This is a genomic window from Pseudoalteromonas sp. T1lg22, from assembly GCF_002964645.1.
Classification (GTDB): domain Bacteria; phylum Pseudomonadota; class Gammaproteobacteria; order Enterobacterales; family Alteromonadaceae; genus Pseudoalteromonas.
The window spans coordinates 1-15,948 of record NZ_PQBY01000027.1 but is presented as its reverse complement, the minus strand read 5'-3'; the positions used below and the strand labels follow the sequence as shown (position 1 = coordinate 15,948).

The 15,948-nt window shown below is 48.5% G+C and carries 18 protein-coding genes; 5 read left to right on the top strand and 13 right to left on the bottom strand.

Annotated elements, in window-relative coordinates; genetic code table 11:
* Nucleotides 1–38 precede the first annotated feature (38 nt).
* The 3 genes from C2M24_RS14545 to C2M24_RS14535 all read right to left on the bottom strand — a co-directional run bounded on the left by C2M24_RS14545 (nucleotide 39) and on the right by C2M24_RS14535 (nucleotide 2,078).
* On the bottom strand, nucleotides 39–1,178 hold the full coding sequence (locus C2M24_RS14545) for a 5-(carboxyamino)imidazole ribonucleotide synthase (protein ID WP_105215830.1): 1,140 nt from the start codon (nucleotides 1,176–1,178) through the stop codon (nucleotides 39–41).
* Between the two features lie 12 nt (nucleotides 1,179–1,190).
* The gene (gene purE / locus C2M24_RS14540) at nucleotides 1,191–1,673 is read right to left on the bottom strand and encodes a 5-(carboxyamino)imidazole ribonucleotide mutase (protein WP_105189681.1); all 483 of its coding nucleotides are present in this window, start codon (nucleotides 1,671–1,673) and stop codon (nucleotides 1,191–1,193) included.
* A gap of 192 nt (nucleotides 1,674–1,865) precedes the next feature.
* A complete protein-coding gene (locus C2M24_RS14535) occupies nucleotides 1,866–2,078 on the bottom strand; it encodes a hypothetical protein (RefSeq protein ID WP_105199076.1) in 213 nt (70 codons plus the stop codon).
* Between the two features lie 84 nt (nucleotides 2,079–2,162).
* Here C2M24_RS14535 and C2M24_RS16255 point away from each other — a divergent pair, with 84 nt between their 5' ends.
* The gene (locus C2M24_RS16255; RefSeq protein ID WP_325034825.1) at nucleotides 2,163–2,714 is read left to right on the top strand and encodes a TetR/AcrR family transcriptional regulator; all 552 of its coding nucleotides are present in this window, start codon (nucleotides 2,163–2,165) and stop codon (nucleotides 2,712–2,714) included.
* A 27-nt stretch (nucleotides 2,715–2,741) separates the two neighbouring features.
* Here C2M24_RS16255 and C2M24_RS14525 read toward each other — a convergent pair whose 3' ends face one another.
* Entirely contained in the window at nucleotides 2,742–3,227 is a 486-nt protein-coding gene (locus C2M24_RS14525; protein WP_105215828.1) for a GNAT family N-acetyltransferase, read from the bottom strand.
* Between the two features lie 79 nt (nucleotides 3,228–3,306).
* On the opposite strand from C2M24_RS14525, the gene C2M24_RS14520 reads away from it, so the two are divergent.
* On the top strand, nucleotides 3,307–3,513 hold the full coding sequence (locus tag C2M24_RS14520; protein ID WP_105199079.1) for a hypothetical protein: 207 nt from the start codon (nucleotides 3,307–3,309) through the stop codon (nucleotides 3,511–3,513).
* Nucleotides 3,514–3,556: 43 nt separating this feature from the next.
* Here the strand turns inward: C2M24_RS14520 and htpX are convergent, their stop codons facing one another.
* The 5 genes from htpX to bioB all read right to left on the bottom strand — a co-directional run bounded on the left by htpX (nucleotide 3,557) and on the right by bioB (nucleotide 8,223).
* On the bottom strand, nucleotides 3,557–4,417 hold the full coding sequence (gene htpX / locus C2M24_RS14515; RefSeq protein WP_105215826.1) for a protease HtpX: 861 nt from the start codon (nucleotides 4,415–4,417) through the stop codon (nucleotides 3,557–3,559).
* A gap of 205 nt (nucleotides 4,418–4,622) precedes the next feature.
* The gene (gene bioD / locus C2M24_RS14510; RefSeq protein WP_105199081.1) at nucleotides 4,623–5,303 is read right to left on the bottom strand and encodes a dethiobiotin synthase; all 681 of its coding nucleotides are present in this window, start codon (nucleotides 5,301–5,303) and stop codon (nucleotides 4,623–4,625) included.
* Complete coding sequence (locus tag C2M24_RS14505) at nucleotides 5,300–6,043, bottom strand: methyltransferase domain-containing protein (protein ID WP_105215824.1); 744 nt, start codon at nucleotides 6,041–6,043, stop codon at nucleotides 5,300–5,302. The genes bioD and C2M24_RS14505 overlap by 4 nt, the downstream gene beginning before the upstream one ends.
* Nucleotides 6,040–7,179, bottom strand: coding sequence for an aminotransferase class I/II-fold pyridoxal phosphate-dependent enzyme (locus tag C2M24_RS14500; RefSeq protein ID WP_105215822.1), 1,140 nt, complete (start codon nucleotides 7,177–7,179; stop codon nucleotides 6,040–6,042). Before C2M24_RS14500 ends, C2M24_RS14505 begins: the two co-directional genes overlap by 4 nt.
* A complete protein-coding gene (bioB, locus tag C2M24_RS14495; protein WP_105189673.1) occupies nucleotides 7,180–8,223 on the bottom strand; it encodes a biotin synthase BioB in 1,044 nt (347 codons plus the stop codon).
* A 95-nt stretch (nucleotides 8,224–8,318) separates the two neighbouring features.
* Here bioB and bioA point away from each other — a divergent pair, with 95 nt between their 5' ends.
* Together bioA and C2M24_RS14485 are read left to right on the top strand one after the other, a co-directional pair.
* A complete protein-coding gene (bioA, locus tag C2M24_RS14490) occupies nucleotides 8,319–9,620 on the top strand; it encodes an adenosylmethionine--8-amino-7-oxononanoate transaminase (RefSeq protein WP_105215820.1) in 1,302 nt (433 codons plus the stop codon).
* A 183-nt stretch (nucleotides 9,621–9,803) separates the two neighbouring features.
* The gene (locus C2M24_RS14485) at nucleotides 9,804–11,141 is read left to right on the top strand and encodes a KamA family radical SAM protein (RefSeq protein ID WP_105215818.1); all 1,338 of its coding nucleotides are present in this window, start codon (nucleotides 9,804–9,806) and stop codon (nucleotides 11,139–11,141) included.
* Nucleotides 11,142–11,194: 53 nt separating this feature from the next.
* Here the strand turns inward: C2M24_RS14485 and C2M24_RS14480 are convergent, their stop codons facing one another.
* The gene (locus C2M24_RS14480) at nucleotides 11,195–11,626 is read right to left on the bottom strand and encodes an ATP-binding protein (protein ID WP_105199084.1); all 432 of its coding nucleotides are present in this window, start codon (nucleotides 11,624–11,626) and stop codon (nucleotides 11,195–11,197) included.
* A 546-nt stretch (nucleotides 11,627–12,172) separates the two neighbouring features.
* Here C2M24_RS14480 and asnS point away from each other — a divergent pair.
* Nucleotides 12,173–13,570: an asparagine--tRNA ligase gene (gene asnS, locus C2M24_RS14470; protein WP_105199086.1), complete on the top strand. Its 1,398-nt coding sequence runs from the start codon at nucleotides 12,173–12,175 to the stop codon at nucleotides 13,568–13,570.
* A gap of 349 nt (nucleotides 13,571–13,919) precedes the next feature.
* On the opposite strand, the gene C2M24_RS16045 is transcribed toward asnS, so the two are convergent.
* The 3 genes from C2M24_RS16045 to C2M24_RS14455 form a co-directional block, all read right to left on the bottom strand.
* Nucleotides 13,920–14,468, bottom strand: coding sequence for a hypothetical protein (locus C2M24_RS16045; protein ID WP_158683784.1), 549 nt, complete (start codon nucleotides 14,466–14,468; stop codon nucleotides 13,920–13,922).
* A 92-nt stretch (nucleotides 14,469–14,560) separates the two neighbouring features.
* Entirely contained in the window at nucleotides 14,561–15,358 is a 798-nt protein-coding gene (locus tag C2M24_RS14460) for a hypothetical protein (protein ID WP_105215812.1), read from the bottom strand.
* A gap of 111 nt (nucleotides 15,359–15,469) precedes the next feature.
* Nucleotides 15,470–15,844: a hypothetical protein gene (locus C2M24_RS14455; protein ID WP_105215810.1), complete on the bottom strand. Its 375-nt coding sequence runs from the start codon at nucleotides 15,842–15,844 to the stop codon at nucleotides 15,470–15,472.
* Nucleotides 15,845–15,948 lie beyond the last annotated feature (104 nt).

Below are 15,948 nucleotides of genomic sequence, written 5' to 3'. Positions count from 1 at the left end.
CGAGCTTAGCTCGGTTTTTAAGAAGCGCCTGATTTGGCTTAATTTAGAGTGAGGCGTTTGGCCATGGCCGCAATCCCAGGGTATTGCTCCTCGGGTAGATACTCAACCAACGCCGCTAAACGCTCACCCAAGGCATGCAGGTTATCAGCACTGACGTTAATATGCCCCATTTTACGCCCGGGCTTTACTCCCTTACCGTACCAGTGGCTGCGGGTTTGCGCTACGCTAAGTACCTCGGCTGGAATAGCCGCCTGACCCAACACATTGATCATTGCGCTTGGACGCAATAAGGCAGTGTCACCTAACGGCAAACCGGCAACGGCACGCACATGGTTTTCAAACTGACAGCTATAGGCGCCCTGTTGTGTCCAGTGCCCAGAGTTATGCACCCGTGGTGCAATTTCATTAACCAGAAGTTGGCCGTCAACATCAAAGAACTCTATGGCCAGTACGCCCACATAGTTCAGCGCATTCGCCAATTTGCTATAGGCGTCAATGGCTTGCTGTTGCACGCTGTCATTTACTAATCCGGCCACAGACAAAGTCAGTACACCGTTAGTGTGTTCATTCTCTGTTACCGGGTAGATGGCGACATTACCCTCTTGATCACGGGCGCCGATCACCGACACTTCGCGCTCGAATGGGATCATTTTTTCGCAAATGATGCTGTGCTCAGGGTCTTTTTCTAAAAACTCACGCATTTCGGCCCAAATCGGATCCGCATCCGCGGCGTCTTTTAAGCGCCATTGACCCTTGCCATCATATCCTGCCTGACAGGTTTTAATCACCAGGGGTAAGGCCAACTCAGAAATAGCTTTATCCAGGTGGCTACGCTCGGTTACCAGCACATAAGGGGCGCTCGGTACACCAGCGCGCTCTAGCAAGGCTTTTTCTTTAGCTCGGTCACCACCGCAGGCAATGGCTTCTTCGCCAGGGAAGAACTTACCGCTTTGCTCACACTGCGCCAATACATCCGCAGGAATATGCTCGAATTCAGCGGTAATGCGCTCGCTCTGTGCGATCGCCTGCTCCAGCGTTAATTCATAGGTTTCACCGGTTACCGGGTGGACCACCTGCTTTGAGCCTACATCATAGGCACGGATATGAATATCCAAAGGCGCGCCAACAAGCGCCATCATTCGCGCTAATTGTCCCGCACCAAGCACTAACATCTTCATGGCTACCGGACCTTATTCAGCTGGGTTTGGGTTAGCTAAAACGGTATCGGTTTGCTCTTTACGGAAAGCATCGATTTTTGCCAATAACTCAGGCTGTTGACAGCCTAAGATCTGTGCCGCTAACAAGCCAGCATTGGCCGCACCCGGATCGCCAATGGCTAGCGTGCCTACGGCAACGCCTTTAGGCATTTGGCAAATAGAGAGCAATGAATCAACACCGTTTAGGGCTTTAGACTTCACAGGCACACCCAGCACTGGTAGTGAAGTGAAGGCAGCAGCCATACCTGGTAGGTGAGCAGCACCGCCGGCACCGGCGATAATTACCTTGATACCACGCTCGGCGGCAGATGAGGCATAATCGGCCAACAATTGAGGAGTACGGTGCGCCGAAACAACCTTGGTTTCATAGTCGATGCCAAATTTATCCAACATATCCGCTGCATGTTGCATAGTGGGCCAATCAGACTTGGAACCCATAATAATACCTACTTTCATTGTCACTCCTCGGGTCAATAACGATACCAATTTAACTATGGTTTTCACTAAGCTTTAGTGCGCCGGCGCCAAGCTATCACACTTGAGGGGTACGCCCGCCCATAGCTGTTGGCCATTTGCCAACAATAAGTTGCGGCGCATTATACAAAAAAGCCAGATAAAAAGCATGCCAAGTTGGCCGATAAAATGGCCTTATTCTGACTTACCATGCTGCTTGTTTTGCTGAGCTTCACGCCACGCCCGTGTAAACTCCTTAGGCCCTAAGATAAGTGCCAAGAGCACTAAGCCACCTGGCAGTAAAATTGCTTTGAGTATAGGACCTAGGATATAACTATAAAAAACAATAAATGGCATAAAAAGGATATACCCAAGCACCCAAGTTACGGGGTTAGTGTCTGATTTCATGCTGTTTTCCTTAACGATTTAAAAATGAGCGCGCTCATTATAATAATTGAGCGCGCTCAATTTCAACTCTTTAGCAGGCATTTTGTGAGCAATAACCAAGTAGGAAGCAAGGTAATAAGCAAAAAACAATTAACCCGGGAGCGCATCTTGGATGCAGCTTGGCAACTATTCCAGGAGCATGGTTTTGCCGCCACTTCTACACGCGATATTGCCAAACAGGCCCAGGTAGCCAATGGCACCCTGTTTACCCACTTTGAAAATAAAGACGATTTGTTACGCCAACTGATGCTGATGCATATAGATAAAGTGATAGCCAGCGCTAAACGTGAAGATACCTTCGAGCAGCCGAAGCTGAAAATGCGTCACTATGCTCTGCACCTCTATCGTTTTTATTTACAACACACGGAATTCAGCAAGTCCTTATTGCAGGGCCTGGTATGGCAAGGCGCGTTTTTCAGCGCGCAGATGGAGGCATTTAAAAAGTTACTGTTCGATGGTACGCGTCAATACGATGAGGTGCGAGCCGCGGCCATGATGGACTGCTATTTTATGACCTTAATTGAAGGCCTTAACAGCGAAAACCCGGATGTCTCTACCCTAGTTCGTCGTTTGAGCGCCAAGATAGCGCTGTTATAGGCCCCAAATCTCTAAATATTAGTAAGCCTAGGAGCGTGGAAGCCAGGGCAATTGATAGACCCCAGGCTCACTGCACACAAAGCCAAGGCGTTGCAACAGCTTAATACTGCGCAGGTTATCCAGATGCACCTGGGCTTGTATTGTGGTTACATCGGCGCCCATATACTGCTGCCCCTCGGACAATAATAAAGACAAGGCACTATGCATTAGGCCTTGCCCCCAAAACAGGGGGTGGAGTTCATAGCCAATTTTAGCCACCTTGGTATGGGCATCATAAATGCCACAGCTGCCCACTACTTGCTCCTGATAGACGATAGCCATGCGTACTCCTTCACCCGTAAGTAGCAGCTCTATGTCCCCTTGAATAATATCTTGAACCTCGGATGGGTTTGAAGGAAGGGCATAATCGTTATAGCGACTGACTTCTGGGTGCGTAAGTATGCCATAGAGGGCCGACACGTCTTTATGCCGTATTGGGCGAAGCGCCAATGAGGCTTCCTGGCAATGGATCATGAAACTTAGCTCGCAGAGGTTGAGTTGCGGGATTATTGCCTTAAACTAGGGCCATCAGCAAGTTTAAAACGGCAAGCGAATGAGCCAAGCACAATTTATCATGGTGCCCCCCACCACAACAGTATACTGCCCAGAGCGTGGCGAGGGATGGACGCTAACGGGGATCACCGGCCTGGACGAATATACCTCGGTGATGTTTGGCGGGGTGCGTTATACCCTGTCGGCCAAGGAAATCGTTGAGCAACTGCTGCCTAATCAGCAAGCGCGTGAACAAGCGGGCAGCTAGAACCAATAAAAAAGGGCCTTTCGGCCCTTTTTTATTATTACTTTTACTTTAATGCGTTAATACGTGCATCCAACGGTGGGTGCGAAGCAAACAACTCGCCGATAGAACGCCCCGAGGCAATACCAAAGGCCATCATAGAGCCTTCTAGCTGCGACTCACGGTTGCCCTTTAAACGCTCCAGTGCGGCACGCATCTTATTGGCACCAACTAGTTCCGCAGCCCCTCGGTCAGCGGCATATTCGCGTTTACGGCTGAAGTAGGCCACAACCACGGAAGCAAGCACACCAAAGAGAATTTGAAACAGCATATCAAAGATGAAGTATGTCCAGCTTGGGCCGCTTTCTTCTTCATTGCCGCTTAGGAAGTTATCCACCACCCCGGCAAGTACTTTCGCCAGGAAGATGACAAAGGTGTTCACCACGCCTTGGATCAGCGTCAGGGTAACCATATCACCGTTAGCCACGTGCGATACCTCATGAGCCAGTACCGCCTGCGCTTCATCCTGGGTCATGTTATGAAGTAAACCACTGCTTACCGCTACTAAGGCATTGTTTTTAGACGGGCCGGTAGCAAAAGCGTTGATCTCAGGGCTGTCGTAAATCGCCACCTCGGGCATTTTAATACCGCGCTGCTGTGCCTGCTCGGCTACTGTGGCCACCAGCCATTTCTCGGTTTCGGTACGCGCCTGTTCGATAACATAGGCGCCAGTTGAGCGCTTAGCTATCCATTTCGACATGGCTAAAGAAATAAAGGCGCCGCCAAAGCCAAATACCGCAGCTATCACTAAGATCCCGCCCATGCTGCGCGAGGAAATGCCTAAAACGGCAAAAATAATCGATAACACCACCCCTAGCACCAGCATTACCGCCAGGTTGGTCAATAAAAAAAGCACTACACGCTTCATACGTCATTCTCCAATCGAGTAAGATTATTCATTAGGGGTCTCCCTTAGCTGGGGTCCAGCGCTTACGGGGCATCCTGACCCATAATGGATAGCATCACTCTCGGCTCTATGAGTCCTATATATAGGCTAACCATGACAGCATCAAGACATTGTAACTTAAACAATTGTAAAGAGTTGTAACAAGATGCCAGAGGAAGGAAAAGCGCTAGCGCAGCGCCAGCACATCCAATAAGGTGCCATGAATACGCAGTTTTGGGGTGCCCTCAGTATAAGGACTCTCGGCCAGCATGGGCACAGGCATGCGCGCCTTTAAGGTGGCCAAATTGGCATCGTATTCGGCCATGTCAGGGTCAACCTGATTGGCTATCCACCCAGCTACCTCCACTCCTTGCTGTTGCAGGGATGCCATGGTGAGCAAGGCATGATTTAAACAGCCGAGCTTCATGCCGACCACTAAGATCACAGGGAGCTTGGCCGCCACCACCCAGTCGCTGAGTAACTCTTGATCATTGATAGGCAATAACCAGCCCCCGGCACCCTCGGTAAGCAAGATATCTGCGTCCAAGGCGCTGATCTCTTCATACGCCTTATTTAGCTTGGCCAGTGTGATTTGTTCACCCTGTTGCGCTGCGGCAATATGAGGAGCTATGGGCGGCTCATAAATAAAGGGGTTTACCTGCTCGTAAAGTGCTTGCGTATTACCGCTTTCAATTAATGTCAGCGCATCGGTATTAACCAGACGACCAAAGGCCTGCTCGGCACCGGCAGCTATGGGTTTAAAGCCCAAAGCCTTGCGTTTATGTTGCACAGCCAATTTCAGCAGCAGACTGGTTACATGGGTTTTACCGGCATCCGTGTCCGTGGCGGTAATAAAAAATTGCTTCATTTAATAAGTTCCAAAAAGACCACGTTATAGCTCAGGGCAACCTCTGGGCTGTCGCCCCCTAAGCACTGCAACACTTGAAGATATTCGCCCTTGGTAAGCGCCTTATGGCTCTGCTCGGCACTGTTTGCCCCTATGGCAGATAAGCTTTTTAACGCATCCTTGGCACTTGCATAGGTGTCGTACAAGGGCAACTCTTGCTGCCAATTGACATTAAAACCGGCATTGTGCGCTGCACCTTGTATTTCTTCAAAGCTAGCGAAATGATTAATCGCCGCTCGCCCTATACCGGCAAACGCGTTTTTTACCTCAACCAAAGAGCCAGCGGCAACTATGGCCAAAAAAGCACGCCCCTTAGGTTTAAGCACGCGGTAAAGCTCGGCCAGGGCGATGTTTAAATCACTCGACCATTGCATGGCAAAGTTACTAAATACCGTATCCAGACAGTTGGCCTGCAGCGGCAGCGCGTCCATATCGGCACAGAGCTTAATGCTTTGCGTACGAATTTGTGCCAGCATCGAGGGCGATAAATCAAGGGCTATCAGGGCATCGCTTTGCGCCTCAAGAGCCGCGCTGTTAACACCGGGCCCCGCCCCTAAATCCAAACACAGCCCTAATGGCCGCTGTGCTAGATGTGCTAACAGCACCTCGCTGGCACTGGCCTGTACGCGGGCATGATGCTGATAACGACCCGCCGCCTTGGAAAAGTGGGATTGGGTTTGTTGTTTTAACGCCGCGCTCATCGACAGGACTCCAGGGCCTTGACCAAGGTGTCTATATCCTGCTCTTGATGGGCAGCGGTCAGGGTAATGCGTAAACGCGCGGTATTGTGGGCAACCGTAGGCGGTCGAATGGCACTGAGCCAAATACCCTGCTCACGTAAATCGGTTTGCATTTGCAAGGCGCTTTCGCTGTCACCTACGATCAGCGGCTGAATTGGCGTCTGTGAGTCCATTAATGCCAAAGACGCTTGCGCACAACGCTCTCTAAAATAAGCGATATTACGCGCAAGTTGCTGGCGCTCGGCGTGAGCGTCAAGCAATTGAGTAAGGCGCTGCTCGGTAACGGCGCATTGCATAGGCGACACCGCGGTGGAATAAATATAATCGCGATTACTTTGTAATAACAGCTCAATCACGGGCGTTGAGGCCAACACTACTGCACCGTTGCTAGCCAGGGCTTTACCAAAGGTGATCACCAGAATATCCGGGCGGGCGCGCTCGTTATCTGTTTCTCCATAGGCTGTGCCCAAACCATTCCCCAGCACGCCAAAACCATGGGCGTCATCAAGCATAAACCAGGCATCATGGGCGCGGCACAAGGCATGAATATCCGCAACCGGGGCGCAATCCCCGTCCATTGAGAACACGCCCTCACTGACCACCAGCTTGTTTTTCGCCTTGGACTTGGTCAAACGGGCCTGCAAATGGCTGATATTGTTATGATTAAAACGCTGCATTGCGGCATTGGCCTGTAGGCCGCCGTCGATCAAACTGGCGTGATTAAGCTTATCCTGAACAATAAGCCCATCATTACTTTCTCCAAACAGGGCTTTTAATACGCTGATATTGGCGCTAAAGCCGCTCGGAAAAAGCATGGCGGCTTGGTAGCCAAGCAAATCACAAAAACGCTGCTCTAATGCTTGGTGGCAACGTTGATAGCCTGTAACCAAGGGAGAGCTGTGAGCGCCAGAGCGAGCATCAAGGCCAGACAAGGGGAAGTCTCCCAGGCCAAGATAGTCGTTGGAAGCAAAGTTAAGATAGTCCTTGCCAGCCACACGAATGCTGCGGGCACTGACCTCTTCCACCAGTACCCGACGACGCAACAGGTGTTGCTGCCGCCTGGTTTCTAATGCGTCATTGATATAGTCAAACGCCATTTATTTTGCTTCGTAGAACAGCTCAGATTCGGCCTTGTCGGCAATGGCCGAGCTTAGTGATGCCTCGTAGGCTTCATCTGAATAGTCCTCACCCTGAGCCGGGCGCATGCCTAGCTTACGAATAAGGTTCATATCCGTGTCTGCTTCCGGGTTTTCCGTGGTAAGTAGCTTATCACCGTAGAAAATGGAATTGGCACCGGCAAAAAAACACATGCTTTGCATCTGCTCGTTCATGGCCGTACGACCGGCAGACAAACGCACATAACTCTTCGGCATCATGATACGCGCCACGGCTATGGTGCGGATAAATTCAAAGTGATCTAGGTCGTCAACATTTTCCAGCGGCGTACCCTTTACCTTAACAAGCATATTAATTGGCACACTTTCTGGCTGTTTTGGCAAGTTAGCAAGCTGGATCAAAAGGCCGTATCTGTCTTTGGCCTGCTCACCCATACCGACGATACCGCCGGAGCATACCTTCATGCCGGCATCGCGAACATGATCTAGAGTGTCTAAACGGTCCTGATAGGTACGAGTAGTAATGATCTGCTGATAATACTCAGGCGAGGTGTCCAGGTTGTGGTTGTAATAGTCCAAACCGGCATCACGCAACTGATGCGCCTTATCGTTATCCAGCATGCCCAGAGTCATACAGGTTTCAAGGCCAAGCTCTTTGACCTCACGAACCATTTTTTCGATATAAGGCATATCGCGGTCCTTAGGATCGGACCAAGCGGCGCCCATACAAAAACGGGTCGCGCCCTTTTGTTTTGCTAAACGGGCCTGCTCCACGACCTTTTCCACTTCCATCAGGCGCTCGCGCTCTAGGTCAGTTTTATAATGACCGGACTGAGGACAGTATTTGCAGTCTTCCGGACAGGCGCCGGTTTTAATCGATAGTAGGGTCGAGATCTGCACCTCATTGGGATTAAAGTGCTGCCTATGAATGCTCGCCGCCTTAAACAGAAGGTCGTTAAAAGGCATTTCGAAAAGGGCTTTTACTTGTTCATGGGTCCAGTTATGGCGGATTTCAGCCTGTTGCATAGGGTTCTCTTTATTATCGACGGTAAACTTATTTTGTATCAGTCTACGAGTTGCCTTAGTATTGTCAACGCCAGTGCAATGTTTAAAGTTTACCTATGAACAATAATTATACAGAAAGCAATTCTATCGATGTCGAGTTTGACCGTGACCATATTTGGCACCCCTACACCTCCATGCTTAAGCCCCTGCCCAACTACCCGGTCACCCATGCCCGCGGTACCCGCTTGCATTTAGCCAGTGGCGAGAGTTTGGTCGATGGCATGGCCTCGTGGTGGAGTGCACTGCATGGCTATAATCACCCACGCTTAAACCGTGCACTGCAAGAGCAAAGCGAAAAAATGAGCCATGTGATGTTTGGTGGTATTACTCATGCCCCGGCGGTAGAACTGTGTAAAAAGCTGATTGCCATGACCCCGGCGCCACTGGATAAGGTGTTTTTGGCAGACGGTGGCTCGGTCAGTGTTGAAGTGGCTATCAAGATGGCGCTGCAGTACTGGTTTAGCCAGGGTCATAAGCAAAAGCATAAGATAATGACCCCACGCAAGGGCTATCATGGCGACACCTTTGCGGCGATGAGCGTATGCGATCCGGTTAATTCCATGCACAGCATGTATCGTGGCTTTTTGCCCGAGCAGATTTTTGTGCCGCAGCCACAAAGTGCCTTTGATGGCGAATTTAACGAGCATGAAGCGGAAGAATTAGCCCATTACTTTGCCGAGCATCATCAAGACATTGCCGCCTTTATTATCGAGCCCATAGTGCAAAATGCCGGCGGCATGAACTTCTACCACCCCGCATACCTAAAGGCCGTTCGCGCCCTGTGCGACCAATATGATGTGCTGCTGATCTGCGACGAAATCGCCACCGGCTTTGGCCGCACCGGCAAGCTATTCGCCGTCGAGCATGCAGATATCTGCCCGGATATCATGTGTGTGGGCAAGGCCCTAACCGGCGGTTATATGACCTTAGCCGCAACCCTGACCACGGATAAGGTCGCCCGCGGCATTTGTAGTGGTGAGGCCGGTGTCCTAATGCATGGCCCGACCTTTATGGGCAACCCCCTGGCCTGCGCCGTGGCCAACGCCAGCCTGAGCCTGTTACAGGAAAACGATTGGCAGCAACAGGTCGGCAACATCAATCTTTGGCTACAACAACTGACGCGCTGTACGGAGCTTGATGCTGTGGTGTCGGTGCGCACCTTGGGCGCCATCGGCGTGGTGGAGCTCGATAGCAATGTCGATGTGGCTAAAATTCAGCGCTTTTTCGTAGCGAACGGGGTGTGGATCCGACCTTTCGGTAAACTTATCTACCTTATGCCACCTTTTGTCAGCTCAAAGCAGGACATCGAAACCCTGTGCAATGCCATTTACCAAGCCATTGCCGAAAGACATTACTAGATCAAACGATCTTATAACCTAGCGGCGATCTTATTTGTTTTTGTACAAATCAATAAAATTACCATAAAAGTGATTGAAAACGCTTTTATGGTGAAATTTTCCGAGTAATTCCAGCGTTTCGCTAGGAATCGCCCCTTGCTTTTTGTTAGAGTACGAAACTTTTCAATAAGCAAGTGATTTTCTATGCAGCAACACGTCCAGATTCAGCCAGCGGAGGCCTTTGTCCCACCCAGGTTTACCGTGTATCAACATCGCCAAATTGATAAAATTGAGGCTTTGCATCAACTGCCAGAGCATATGCGCTTTGAAATGAAGGTGGTCGCAAGTGTATTCCCTTTCCGCGTCAATAATTTTGTCATTGAAGAATTGATCGACTGGGATAAGGTACCCAATGATCCCGTCTTTCAATTGACCTTTCCGCAGCGCGGTATGCTTGATGACGAGTCATACGAACAAATGGCGGCGCTGCATAGAAGCAACCCCAGTGCTGAAGAAGTGATGACGCTGGCCCAGGAAATTCGCTTAAAGTTGAACCCTCATCCCGCCGGACAAATGGAAAAGAACGTGCCTGAGCTAGATGGCGAGCGCGTCGAAGGGATCCAACATAAATACAAAGAAACCGTCCTCTTCTTTCCATCTCAGGGCCAATATTGCCACTCTTACTGCACCTTTTGCTTTCGCTGGGCGCAGTTTGTAGGTAAAGCCACACGCTTTAACAATAACGATGCCGAACTGCTGCACGGTTATTTGCGCGAGCATACAGAAGTAACCGACCTACTGATGACAGGTGGTGATCCCATGGTTATGCGCACGATCAAACTGCGTGGCTATCTTGAAAAGTTAAAAGAGCCGGAGTTTGATCATATTCGCACTATCCGTATTGGCACCAAATCATTGACCTTTTGGCCATACCGATACCTGACCGACCCGGACGCGCAGGACTTATTGGCACTATTAAAGGAATTGGTCGATGCCGGTAAGCATGTGTCCATTATGGCCCATGTAAACCATAAGCAAGAGCTGCGCAGTCCGGCCACCCGCGAAGCCATCGCTTTAATTCGCAAAACCGGGGCGCAAATTCGCACCCAGGCGCCACTGCTCAATAACATCAACACCGATCCCAATATGTGGGCCGAGATGTGGAAAGAGCAAACCCAACTAGGCATGATCCCCTACTATATGTTTATCGAGCGGGACACGGGTGCAAAACGCTACTTTGAGTTGCCCCTGCACAAAACCTGGGAAACCTTCCGTGAAGCCTATAAACAGATCTCCGGAGTAAGTCGCACCGTGCGTGGCCCGTCAATGAGTGCCGGCCCAGGCAAGGTCGAAGTATCGGGTGTGAGCGAGATCGCCGGTGAAAAGGTGTTCGTACTGCGATTCATTCAGGCCCGCAATCCGGACTGGGTGCAACGTCCTTTCTTTGCCAAATACGATGAAGCCGCCACCTGGCTTGATGACCTAAAACCAGCCTTTGGCGAAGAGAAGTTCTTCTGGGAAGACGAATACAACGCCATGTAAGGACATAAAAAAATCCCGCTTAATGCGGGATTTTTTATTTGCTGAGGCAGTGACTACCATTCAAACTGGTAGGCCATCTTCGCTATGGTTCTCAGCGCCACATTATGGGTATTACGCTGAGCATAAAGGTGCTGCATGGCCTTGTCCTTAACCTCACCCACTATCACCTCTTTAACCTGATAACCCAAAGCATGAGCGGCCTCTAGATAGGCAATAAATTCCCATTTTTTTATATTGGTGTTATCGGCGATCACCAAGGGAATACCCTCGCTCAGGGCCTTGATAAAGCGTGCTAGGTTAAGGTTGTGGTATTCGGGAAGCTTATGCTTATCGAATTGATAACCCTCGGCGCCGACAAAGTAATCATCGGTGCTGCAAATGACATATTGACTGCTGTCGCCGGCGACCAAATCGTCGGCCAGGTTGTGCGCATAATTGGTTTTACCGCTGCCAGGTAAACCGCGCAAAATAAACGCTTGTTTCATTAACTACTCACTAAGGCTAGCATGAAGCTGATGCACAAAAACGCCCAGGCAATTAAGGATAGAGGCGCTAGTTACATCATTTTATTTATCTTTCTGGCTCTTATAATGCCACAAACTGCGCACAGACTGCACAACCCAAGTAACATTAAGGCGGATTTTTTGCACTTAATAGCCAAAAATCCTGTGTTTGTACGCCTAAATAGCGCCACTGGCCAAAATCCGGCTCCGGCGACCCTAATGGATGATGAGTAAAACCAGTACAAACAAACTCCATCCCAATGCTGCACACCAGCCAATCAATATAAAAGGGCCCGCTCCGTCGCCTCGTAACATCCCCTTAAGCCTTATAATTTCACGCTCAAATTTAGTTTAGGTGAATTCTTGGCCATTTTTCAGCAATTAAGCGGTAAAGAGCGTAATTGGCAGTTTTTTTCTCACCCGAACACGGTTAAGATAGGCCTCTTAACTTACATCATAATAAAGCTGCTTAGTAAGAGCCTGAACAAGGGCTAAGCAACTTGGGCAATAGTAATCATTGGAGTGAAAATGAGCCATACAGCAATCGCCGAGCTATTAAAAGGCGCCGTTGCCGTGGACAGCCAGGTGACCATTAAGGGCTGGGTGCGTACACGTCGCGACTCAAAAGCAGGTATTTCGTTTTTAGCCGTTCATGACGGTTCGAGTTTTGATCCTATTCAAGCGGTCGTGCCCAATTCGCTTAATAATTATGATGAAATCACTCGTTTAACCGCTGGTTGCTCTGTGTCTGTAACTGGTAAGCTGGTTGCTTCCGAAGGTCAAGGCCAGGCGTTTGAAATTCAAGCCGAAGCCGTTGAGGTGATTGGCTGGGTTGAGAACCCGGATACTTACCCTATGGCGGCCAAGCGCCACAGCATCGAATTTTTGCGTGAGCATGCCCACTTGCGTCCACGTACCAATGTGATTGGTGCCGTAACGCGCGTGCGTAACTGCTTATCGCAAGCCATCCACCGCTTCTTCCACGAGCGTGGTTATATGTGGATCAGCACGCCTATCATTACCGCCAGTGACTGTGAAGGTGCCGGTGAAATGTTCCGTGTATCGACCCTTGATATGCAGAATCTGCCACTGACCGACAAGGGTGACATAGATTACAGCCAGGATTTCTTCGGTAAAGAAGCCTTCCTTACCGTATCAGGTCAGCTCAACGGCGAAACCTATGCCAGCGCTCTGTCTAAGATTTACACCTTCGGTCCAACATTCCGCGCCGAAAACTCTAACACCTCGCGCCACCTGGCGGAATTCTGGATGGTTGAGCCGGAAGTGGCCTTTGCCGATCTGAACGACATCGCCAAGCTGGCCGAAGACATGCTCAAATATGTATTCGCCGCCGTGCTTGAAGAGCGCCGTGACGACATGGAATTCTTTGCCCAGCGCATCGAGAAAACAGCTATTTCACGTCTAGAAGAATTCGTGAGCAAAGACTTTGCTCAGGTGGATTACACAGACGCCATCGAAATCTTGAAAGAATGTGGCAAGAAATTCGAATTCCCTGTTGAGTGGGGCGTAGATCTGCAATCAGAGCACGAGCGTTACTTGGCCGAAGAACACTTTAAAGCACCGGTTGTTATCAAAAACTACCCACGCGATATCAAGGCCTTCTATATGCGTCAGAACGAAGACGGCAAAACCGTGGCGGCCATGGACGTGGTTGCCCCTGGTATCGGTGAGATCATCGGTGGTTCACAACGTGAAGAGCGTTTGGACGTACTGGATGCCCGCCTAGATGAAATGGGTTTAAATAAAGAAGACTACAGCTGGTATCGTGATCTACGCCGTTACGGCACAGTGCCACACTCTGGCTTTGGTCTTGGTTTTGAGCGCTTGGTTGCCTATGTAACCGGTATGGGCAACGTTCGTGACGTTATCGCCTTCCCTCGTACTAAGGGCAGCGCTACTTACTAATACTTAGTTAGATGGCAAACAAAAAACCGCTCAATGAGCGGTTTTTTACTTTGAGTTATTGTAGGAGAGGAATAAAGTTTCATACTAAACAGTCAAGCAACCCTGCTCGAACCGTTTAAGATTAAACATGACCAAAAATAAAGATTCATACTAAATGCTACTATCAAGTCCGAATCAAGCTACAACTGAGTATTAAAGTATCATACTCGTTGTAACTCACTTCTGGACAGAAACACGTTAGAGTATTTATTCGGTAACGCCGAAAATAAACGGCTAAAAATAGTTGGCTAAAATTTGTGAGGTACGAACAAAGCCAACTGTTTTTTGTCCGCACTTTTAATTTGTTTTGTTAGAAAGCCTGCATCCTATACTCAAGGCTTTTATTTCTGAGTTGAAAAGATACAACTCGACTATATTCGTCATAACTTACGACCTGATTCATAGTCTTGCTTTTAAAATAGTCACCAATCTCATTAGCTGAAATATCTCTAGAAAATAAGACTGTGTGACTAACTGAGCTTTCCTTACACGCTGGTAGGTCAGAGTCACTCCTGCACCTATCATCTAAAGTTGGCATTAAGACAGAAACAGAGTAAAAATTATTAGCTTGTTTGCCAGCATCTAAATAGACTCTTGTGCTTACAGTAGCAACCATACAACCAGAGCCAATATAGTGTTTATGAGAACGGCCTGAAATAGAACTTTGTCCAACCCTAAGACTTTCTCCACTATCTGTCGAAATTGGAAAAGACTGATAATACTCGTGAGCGCATTGTTCCAGTTTAGAGTTTGATATTTCTGACGTAGGTAAATACCCCCAATCCCAAACGGGGTCAGGCTCTTTCTTTCCACAACCAAATAAAAAAAACAAAGCTAAAAGGTAACTCAAATTCTTCATAGGCTTTCTAACGCCGCCAACAGCGGCCGAGCGTAGCGAGGTCCAGCCCCGTAGGGGCGATGCTGCTTGGCCTTGTTATAGGCTTCCCTAGTTTATTCATATAATTTTTGTTTAAGCTCATCAATACGTACTTCGCAATACTTAACCTGAGCTTTATACCATCTGGATCTCGGGTCAGCTTCAAGATCTTTTTGATACTTATCCTTTTCTTCTTTTAGAGTTTCGGATTCTACCAAGCAAAGCTCCCGCTCATAATCAGTGGCACTTGAGCCAAGCTTAAGAAAAACCTCGCCGTACTCTTCAATTATTCTCTCGTGCCTCTCTTTTTCCCAGTCTCTAACACTGTCATAAGGCGTAGCGTGAGTGGTCTTTTTCTCGATTAGCAGGTTCGCGAAACTAGATTTTAGTTTCTTTCTATAGAGTTCTGAAGCTTGCTGATAATACCCTAAGTCTGCTGCGAGCTTCGCTGAAGGGACCTCCTTCAATAACTTTTCTGGTGTTGAATATTGTTGAAACCACTCGAGCCCAGGGCCTGATAAAGCATCTACTACCTCTTGAATAGACTTTTGGGCTCCTTCAGGCGTTTTAGTCCACCATGTATGTTGCCCATGCCCAAACCCCTCAGGCGACAGATGACCTAAGTAACCAACACCGCGGGGAAATGGTTCATCTTTGTGCTGGCAAGGTATCCAGTAAGGAGTAATTAGGACATCAAATAATGGGTTACCTCTATGCGAAAAATTTAAGCATACGACCCATGCTAGCCTTTCATCTTCATTCGGAAACTTCCAATATGTGGGGGTACTAGTTTTCTTTCTAATAAATCCAATCTCAGCCATTTTCTTATCCAATTCTGGCATCAATTGTTTTTTGAATTCTTGGTAATCCATCCTGGTACCTTGGCCCTATAACGCCCGCATAATGGGCGGATTAAGCTTGGCTAAAATTAGCGAGGAACGAGCGTCAGCCAAGCTTTAGACGTCCATTCATTCATGCGCTTGTTATACATCTTTTTGCCACAGCTTCTCGCACTTGAAGGCATACATGTACTGTGGATATATAAATACGAACAAGAAAAAAACACAAAATATAGTGGCGACAACTTGCCCTATAGTAAAATAGCCAATTAATACCAAAACCCCATAGTAAAGTAAGTATGTAGCTAAAAGCATATTCAAAACAGCTATTAGCTGAGCAACTCTTCTCGGACATACTACGACTTGATAAGCAAAGCCATAAAATGGCACTAGCGTAAGCCCTCCCGTAACAGCACCGATGAAATCACTAATAGTTAGGTCATCTTCAAAAGGCAATTGCACCAAACTTATTACATAAATAAAGCTAAAAATAGCAAAGAGAACTTTCCATTTTTTCATATTCTAACTAGATGTATAACGCCTCATTCAGAGGCAATAAAATAGTTGGTTAAAATAAGCGACGAAGGAGCAAAAACCAACTGTTTTTTGTCCTTTGGAATGAC